Annotated in this window: 8 protein-coding genes and 1 tRNA gene; 8 read left to right on the top strand and 1 reads right to left on the bottom strand. The window is 44.7% G+C overall.

Annotation, left to right across the window (positions count from 1 at the left end; all coding sequences use genetic code 11):
- The 5 genes from GX756_00030 to smpB form a co-directional block, all read left to right on the top strand.
- A partial coding sequence (locus tag GX756_00030) for a triose-phosphate isomerase (protein ID NLC16262.1) occupies positions 1-544 on the top strand: 544 nt, incomplete at its 5' end.
- Between the two features lie 25 nt (positions 545-569).
- Positions 570-2108, top strand: coding sequence for a 2,3-bisphosphoglycerate-independent phosphoglycerate mutase (locus GX756_00035; GenBank protein ID NLC16263.1), 1539 nt, complete (start codon positions 570-572; stop codon positions 2106-2108).
- 135 nt (positions 2109-2243) lie between these two features.
- On the top strand, positions 2244-2480 hold the full coding sequence (secG, locus tag GX756_00040; protein ID NLC16264.1) for a preprotein translocase subunit SecG: 237 nt from the start codon (positions 2244-2246) through the stop codon (positions 2478-2480).
- Positions 2481-2598: 118 nt separating this feature from the next.
- A complete protein-coding gene (gene rnr, locus GX756_00045; protein NLC16265.1) occupies positions 2599-4719 on the top strand; it encodes a ribonuclease R in 2121 nt (706 codons plus the stop codon).
- A 31-nt stretch (positions 4720-4750) separates the two neighbouring features.
- Positions 4751-5206: an SsrA-binding protein SmpB gene (gene smpB, locus GX756_00050; GenBank protein ID NLC16266.1), complete on the top strand. Its 456-nt coding sequence runs from the start codon at positions 4751-4753 to the stop codon at positions 5204-5206.
- A 303-nt stretch (positions 5207-5509) separates the two neighbouring features.
- Here the strand turns inward: smpB and GX756_00055 are convergent, their stop codons facing one another.
- Entirely contained in the window at positions 5510-6391 is an 882-nt protein-coding gene (locus GX756_00055) for a DegV family protein (GenBank protein ID NLC16267.1), read from the bottom strand.
- Between the two features lie 418 nt (positions 6392-6809).
- Here GX756_00055 and GX756_00060 point away from each other — a divergent pair, with 418 nt between their 5' ends.
- From GX756_00060 to GX756_00070, 3 genes are all read left to right on the top strand, one after another.
- Positions 6810-6986 (top strand): hypothetical protein, encoded by a 177-nt coding sequence (locus GX756_00060; GenBank protein NLC16268.1) that lies wholly within the window; start codon positions 6810-6812, stop codon positions 6984-6986.
- Between the two features lie 87 nt (positions 6987-7073).
- Positions 7074-7149: transfer RNA gene (locus tag GX756_00065), tRNA-Ala, on the top strand.
- Positions 7150-7508: 359 nt separating this feature from the next.
- A partial coding sequence (locus GX756_00070) for a glycoside hydrolase family 43 protein (GenBank protein NLC16269.1) occupies positions 7509-8215 on the top strand: 707 nt, incomplete at its 3' end.

Below are 8215 nucleotides of genomic sequence, written 5' to 3' on the forward strand. Positions count from 1 at the left end.
GGGCGAGGTAAGCGCGCCTATGCTTTTGGAGCTTGGCGTAAAATATGTGATTATCGGCCACAGCGAAAGGCGTCAATATTTTGGCGAGACCGACCAGACGGTAAACAAAAGGGTCATTCAGGCGCTTAAGAGCGGGCTTATTCCCATTATGTGCGTAGGCGAGACCGAACAGCAAAGATTAAGCGGGCAGACCGACGAGGTCAACCGCCGTCAATTGACAATCGGGCTTCAAGATGTATCGGAAGAAGACGCCCAAAAGATAGTGATAGCCTACGAGCCCGTGTGGGCGATAGGCACGGGCAGGACTGCAACCGAGAAGGACGCGGACGAGACCATAGGTAAAAAAAGGGAAATGCTGAGCGTGATTTATTCACGTGACACGGCCCAAAAGATTAGAATACAATATGGCGGGAGCATGAATTCAAAAAACGCGCAAGGGCTTATGGCGATGCCCCAAATAGACGGCGGTTTGATAGGCGGCGCGAGCCTAAAGGCCAAGGACTTTAGCCTGATAGTAAAAGCCGCCGACCTTCAAAAATTTTGATTAGACTGTTTTTTAAAGGACACTTATGAAAAAAAGATTTGTTGCTATGATTATAATGGACGGAATGGGCTTTAGGGAATCCGCAGAATGCAATGCGGTCGCCATTCAGGGCACGCCCAACCTAAACAGGCTAAAAGAACAATACCCTTTTACATTGCTGGGCGCGAGCGGGCTTGACGTGGGCTTGCCCCATGGGCAGATGGGCAACAGCGAAGTGGGACACCTGAACATCGGCGCGGGCAGGGTTGTCTATCAAGACATAACCAGAATAGACAAAGCGATTACCAACGGCGAATTTTTTGAAAACCCCGCGCTAAAGGGCGCTATGCAAAACGCAAAGGATAATAATTCCAAATTGCATTTGATAGGCTTGTTATCGGACGGCGGAGTGCATAGCCATATCAACCATCTATTCGCGCTGTTGGACATGGCGGCAAAAAACAATATCAAAAATGTTTATGTCCACGCCTTGATGGACGGGCGCGATGTTTCCCCCACTAGCGGCGCGGGCTTTGTCGCCCAAACTCAGCAAAAACTAAAAGAGTTAGGGATAGGCAAAGTCGCGAGCGTGTGCGGCAGGTATTATTTTATGGACAGGGATAACCGCTGGGACAGGGTTGAAAAGGGCTTTAATAGCATAACGGCCGGCAAAGGCAAGACCGCCCTAGACCCCGTTAAAGCCATAGAAGAATCATACGCCCAAGGCGTAACCGACGAGTTTATCGTGCCCTTTGCCGTTGTGGACGAACAAGGCCGTTATGACGGTCAAGTGGACGCCAAGGATAGCGTAATATTTTTCAACTTTAGGGCCGACCGCGCACGAGAGGGCACGCGCGCTTTTCTATACCAAGATTTTGACAAGTTTGAAAGGGCAAAAGGTTATTTGCCGGTGTATTTTGTTCAGATGACCCAATACGACGCGACTTTTACGGGCCTTCATACCGCTTTTGAACCCAAAGAACTAAAAAACACTTTGGGCGAGTATTTGGCGGGTTTGGGCTATACGCAGCTTAGAATCGCCGAAACCGAAAAATACGCGCATGTGACTTTTTTCTTTAATGGCGGCGTGGAAAAGCCCAACAAAAACGAGCGCAGGATCTTGATTAATTCGCCCAAGGTCGCCACTTACGACTTAAAGCCCAAGATGTCGGCTTACGAGGTTACGGCCGAGGCGATCAGGCAGATTAAATCCAAAGAAATAGACGTTATGATCTTGAATTTCGCCAATTGCGATATGGTGGGGCATTCGGGCAATCTCGCCGCGACCATAAAAGCGGTGGCGGCTGTTGACGATTGCGTGGGGCAGCTGGCAAAACTCATTACCGTTATCGGCGGGGCGGTTATAGTCACAGCCGATCACGGCAACGCCGAACAGCTTTGCTATGACGACGGCTCGCCTTGCACTGCGCATACCACCAATCCCGTGCCTTGCATATTGGTTGACGATAGCAGAAAAAATATCAAGCTAAGGGACGGGGGCAAGTTATGCGACCTTGCCCCGACTTTGCTGAAATTATTGGACGAGGAAATCCCGCAAGAAATGGAAGGCAAGCCGTTATTTTAAATCAAAGCGCTTGTGTAATTGGCTGGATTATGTTATAATCATTAAGCTAAAAAATGTTAATGGAGGAAACTTAGTTTGTCTTTATTTTTGCAGACTGTGCCTGAGTGGGTTTCAAACAGTTTTCCTTATATAAGAATGGCGCTTATGGCGCTAGAAGTTTTGCTGGCGATATTTTTGATTATTGTCGTGTTGTTCCAGCCCGGCAGCACAGAGGGCTTGGGCGCGATCTCAGGCGGTCAGGACACGTTCTTTGGGAAGCACAAGGGACAAACCTTGGAAGGCAGGATGAAAAGGTTGACCATAATAACGGCCGCTTTGCTGGTTATTAACGCGGCGGTTTTCTTCATTACAATGGCGATTTATGCGGGATAATGAAATAATACAAAAAGGCTAATAAAGGGCGGCTTTTTGTAAGGCTGCCCTATTTTTTTAAATGTTTTAGAATGAATATACGCATAATATATAATAAAAACCTAAATGGTGACAAAATATGCTTAATTTTAAAGACAAAGTTTATGAGATAATTACAACCCAAGGGTTGTCGGGCTTGACCAAAAACGCGTTGTTGAAAAAACTTGGCGCAAAAAGCGCTTTTGAGACAAAGCACATGGGACAGGCATTAGACGAACTCGCCAAAGAGGGCAAGCTTGTAGCACAAGACAGCAAAAAGATCCGCAAGTATTTTTTGCCCCAAAAGATAAACGCGTATAAGGGCAAGATCCAAGGCAACGCCCGCGGTTTTGGTTTTTTTGTAAGCTCTGAGCTGGGCGAGGATGTGTTTATCCCGCCTAAGGCCATGAACAGGGCAGCGCACGGCGATACCGTTATGGTCAAGGTCAACAAGCAAAAAGCCCAAGGCCAGTCCCTAGAAGGCGAGGTTTTGACTATTTTGGAACGTGGCGTAAAAAGAACGGTCGGGCGGTTTTACGCCAGGCAAAACAAAAACTACGGCTTTGTGACGCCCGACGACCATAATTTTTATTATGATATTTTCATACCCGCCGACAGCTTCAACGGCGCCAAAAACGGGCAAAAGGTGGTCGTCCAAATCACGGGCTATCCCGAAAATTCCAAAAATCCCGAAGGCAAGATTATAGAGGTTTTGGGGGATCTTGGGCAAAAGGGCATAGATATTTTGTCTATTATCCGTTCTTACGACCTTTATGAAGAGTTTGACCAAAATGTTTTGGAAAACGCGCGCAAAGTCAGTATTCCTATTACCCAAAAAGATTTGGCGCAAAGACAAGATTACAGGGACTGGAAAACCATTACCATAGACGGCGAGGACGCCAAAGACTTGGACGACGCGGTAAGTTTATACAAGGATAAAAAAGGGCATTTTTTGCTGGGCGTGCATATTGCCGATGTGTCGCATTATGTCAAGCCCAATTCGCCGCTTGACAAAGAAGCCTTAAAACGCGGCACAAGCGTTTATTTTGCCGACAGGGTGCTGCCCATGCTGCCCAAGGACTTGAGCAACGGCATTTGTTCTTTGGACGAGGGGCAAGAAAGGCTTACATTGTCCGTTCTTATTGAGTTTGACCCCCAAGGCAAAGTTTTAGACTCTGAGATTCATCCAAGCGTAATAATCAATAAAGCCCGAATGACTTACGAAAAGGTCAACAGGCTGCTTGCGGGCGATAAAAATTTAGATCCAAAATATCTGGAATATTATCCTATGCTGAAGGATATGGAAGAGCTGATGTATATCCTTAACCAAAAACGCCGCGAAAGAGGCTCTATTGACTTTGAGATACCCGAGAGCAAAATCGTTTTGGATTCAAGGGGCAAGGTAATAGATGTTATGCCTTACCCGCGCGGAGTAAGCCACAGGATAATAGAGGAATTTATGCTTGCCGCCAATGAAGCAATCGCTGAGACATTTTACCACGCCGACATACCTTTTGTTTTTAGGGTGCACGAAAATCCCACCGAAGAAAAAACCGCGGCGATGCTCGCCTTTGCGCAAGGCGCGGGCCTAAAAATAAAACTAAACAAAAACAGCGCGCTGTATCCAAAGACCGTCCAGCAAATTTTGGCGCAAGCCGAAGACAAGTCTATTTATAATATAATCAACAAGGTGGTTTTGCGCTCAATGCAAAAGGCTAGATACTGCGAGCAAAACCTCGGGCATTTTGGCTTGGCGAGCAAGCATTATTGCCATTTTACCGCGCCCATACGCCGCTATCCCGATTTGGCGATACACAGGATAATAAAAGACTTTCTCAACAACGGCTTGAAAAATATGAGAAAATATGAGAAATTTGTAATTGACGCGAGTTCCCTATCCAGCGAAAGGGAGATGGTGGCGGAAAACGCCGAAAGGGACGTAGAGGACTTGTTAAAAACCCAATTTATGAGCGAGCGCTTGGGCGAGAAATACGAGGGCATTATAAGCGGCGTTACAGAGTTTGGAGTTTTTGTGGAACTGCCCAATACCTGCGAAGGGCTTGTAAGGCTTGAAAATTTGCCCAAAGATTATTATCATTATGACCAAGCTAACTTCGCGCTTGTAGGCAAAAAGATGGTCTATCGCCTTGGCGACAAAATGGAAGTCATAGTGATCGGCGCGGACCTGGACAACAGAAAAGTTGAGTTTGCGCCGGCGTAAAAAAATCAAAAAAACGGGATTTATCGGGGATATGAATGGTATTAAGGTTATAGCCGAAAACAAAAAGGCAAGGTTTGAATATTTTGTTCTTGACGCTTACGAGGCCGGCATTGTCTTAAACGGCGACGAGGTCAAATCCATAAGACAGGGCGCGATTAACCTAAAAGACAGCTTTGCCGTAATAATAGGCGGCGAAGTGTTTTTGCGCAATTGTCATATAACGCCTTATCAAAAGGCGACTTACTTTAACAGCGAGGCGCGCCGAGACCGCAAGCTTTTGTTAAACCGTTCGGAGATCAGCAAGCTAATAGGCAAAGTCAACGAAAAAGGGCTGACGCTCATACCGCTTAAGGTTTATTTTAAGGGCAGTCTTGTAAAGGTTGAGCTTGGGCTTTGCCAAGGCAAGAAGCTGTATGACAAGCGCGAAACCCTAAAGCGCAAAACCCAAGAACTGGAAGCCCGCCGCGCTATCAAAGAATATAAATAAAGCGCCCTTAAAAGTTTAAGAGCGCTTTTTTTTGCTTTGGATATCTATCCATTACAGCAACCACCGCCGCGATAATATAGGCGCTTGCGTTTTGCCATTATACAGCAATAGCCGGCGGTTATAATCGTTAGTATTATTTTTTCTTTAACTATCTTTTTATCGCATGAGCATAGCCAGCGGCTGCTAGGCGTTTGCGTTTTTGTTTTTTGACAACTCTTTTATTCTGCAATTATCGCCAGCCTGTTAGATAAGGTTTGTATTTATTTTGACTATTTTTTGCACCATCGCCAGCGATTAAATTTTTTATTTCTTTTCTTTTACTATGCGCTTTCTACCCTCAAACATTATCGCCACGGCGCCCGGGCCGGTGTGCGAGCCGATTATAGGGCCGATATAGCCTATGCGGATATCGGTCGCGCCCGCTTGGGCTAATTTGGCCTTGAGCTCTTGCGCCGTTGCCAAATCATCGGCATGGGCGATATAAACTATCGTGGCGTTTGGCGCTTTGTCGTTAACATAACGGTTTACCAAGGCGTCCAAGGCTTTGTTTTGGCCGCGCTCTTTTCCTATGACGACAAGCTCGCCCATATGGTTGACGGCTATTAGCGGCCTTATGCCCAAAATAGAGCCGACCAAAGCCGAAGTGGAAGACAATCTTCCCCCGCGCCTTAGGTGGAACAGGTTTTTTATGGTCACAAAGTGCTGAACCCTTTCCACAAGCCCGTTAAGGTAATCCGCGGCCTCTTGCGCGCCCTTGCCCGTTTCCCTTAACTGGACCGCCGCGTCAACAAGCAGCATTTGGCCCAATGTCGCGCCTTTTGAGTCAATGATATAAATATTGCGGTCTTTGTGTTTTTCCATAACTTCTTTTGCGGCGGTTTTGGCGTTTTCGCAGGTGGTGGAAAGGCCGCTGGACAGCGTAATGTGTATTATATCGCCTTGGCCTTTGGTCAAAAGGTCCTCAAAATATTCGGCCGTTTCGGTCACATTAAGCTGCGTGGTCGTGGACATCTTGCCCGCGCGCAGCTTGTCGTAAAAGGCTTTGTATTCGGCCTCTGAATCGTAAGTGTCCCTATACTCAACTTCGTCAATGATATAAGCCATAGGAATATAATAGACATTTTTTTGGGCGAGATCCCCCTTGAAAGCGTCGCAGCAAGAATCGGTGGAAATTATAAAACTCATAACAATCTCCTTTTTATTTTTTAGGTTTTAACAATTATAATTATTAGCCTAGAACAATAGCAACCTAAAAAATGCCAAAAAATGTCAAATTCCAAAACTGTAACACAAATGTAAATTATCTTTGTTAATTTTTGCCAATTTTTTGGAGAATAGACAAGATATATTTAAATAATTTTTGCGCTTTTTAAAGGCGACCTTTTTTTAGGCTTTAATTATAAAAATCTTTTGCCGCGGCATATATTAGCACCAAAGGCAAGGTGCGTTATAATAAAAAATTTGACGCTTTCGGCTAGGTGATGTATTTGCCCCGCTTTGCCCAAAAGCAAGATTGGTTATAGCGAAAAATTTGACAGCCATTTAAAAACATAGTATACTAAAAAATATTTTAAAAACAAAAGATAAAGAGAGCGTTATACATATGGACGAAAAACGCGGCAGCCCAAAATTTTTATTTACAGGCTTAGGTCTAGTTTTTGGCGCGGCGATTGGGATAATCATCGCTTTAGCCTTGCGGCAATCAATCTTTTGGGCGGGGATTGGGACAGGTGTCGGGCTTATTATCGGGGCGATAATAGATTCAATGAAAAACAGATAAATTAAAAATGGCTTAAATAACCAACCTAAAAATTATGGCAATACATTTTAAATATGATAATATATGTATGCTAAAATATTTTATTGCGGGGATGTAGCTCAATTGGCAGAGCGCTTGAATGGCATTCAAGAGGTAGTCGGTTCGATCCCGATCATCTCCACCAAAGACAACAACCCGATGCAATATTGGCGTCGGGTTTTTATTTTAATACGCAATTAATGGCGCAAGGATGTGATATTTTTTCGTTGAATTGTTTGGTTTTGGGTTGTAAGCTATTTGGTGGTATGTTTTTTTATCCATAATCAAACAAATAACTTATTTAGATTTTTAATAAAATACATTTGGGATTATTAAATTAAATATATTTTGGAATAAATATATGAATTTTTTGGTATTAAAAGTTTTTAGTTTAAATAAAAAATAAAGGACTATAAAAACAAAAAATATAAGCCAAAACCTAAAAAACAAAACAATAATAACCCAAAAACAAAAACCGCAAAAAAAATCATAAAGGAGAAAAAGATGAGATACCATAATCCTGTAATCAAAGGTTTTTATCCCGACCCAAGCGTATGCAGGGCGGGCGATAAGTATTATCTTGTGTGTAGCTCGTTTCAATATTTTCCCGCCGTGCCTTTGTTTGAGAGCGGGGACCTTGTCAATTGGAAACAAATAGGGCATTGCCTTACTCGCAAAAGCCAAATTATGTTGAACAAGATTGACAGCTCGGGCGGGGTGTTCGCGCCCACTATCCGTTATAATGAGGGGCGTTTTTATATGACCACCACCAACGCCAGCGCGCAGCAAAATTTTTATGTCTGGACGGACGATATTTATTCGGAATGGTCCGAGCCCATTTTTGTCGATCAAGGCGGGATTGACCCGTCGCTTATGTTTGACGACGGCAAGGTTTATTTTTTGAGCACGGGGCAAGACGACGAGGGCAAAAGCGGGATAATCCAATGCCAAATTGATATCAAAACCGGCCAAAAACTTACCCCGAGCAAATGTATTTGGCAGGGCACAGGCGGCAGGTATCTGGAAGCGCCGCACATGTATAAAATCAACGACTGGTATTATCTGGTGGCGGCCGAAGGCGGCACGGAATACGGCCATATGGTCACCTACGCGCGCGCCCGCTCGCCCGAAGGTAAATTTGAAAATTACGCCCATAATCCCGTTCTTACCAACCGCAATTTAGGCGCTTTTGAACTGCAGGGGATGGGTCA

It is taken from the genome of Clostridiales bacterium (genome assembly GCA_012512255.1).
In the GTDB taxonomy this organism is placed as follows: domain Bacteria; phylum Bacillota; class Clostridia; order Christensenellales; family DUVY01; genus DUVY01.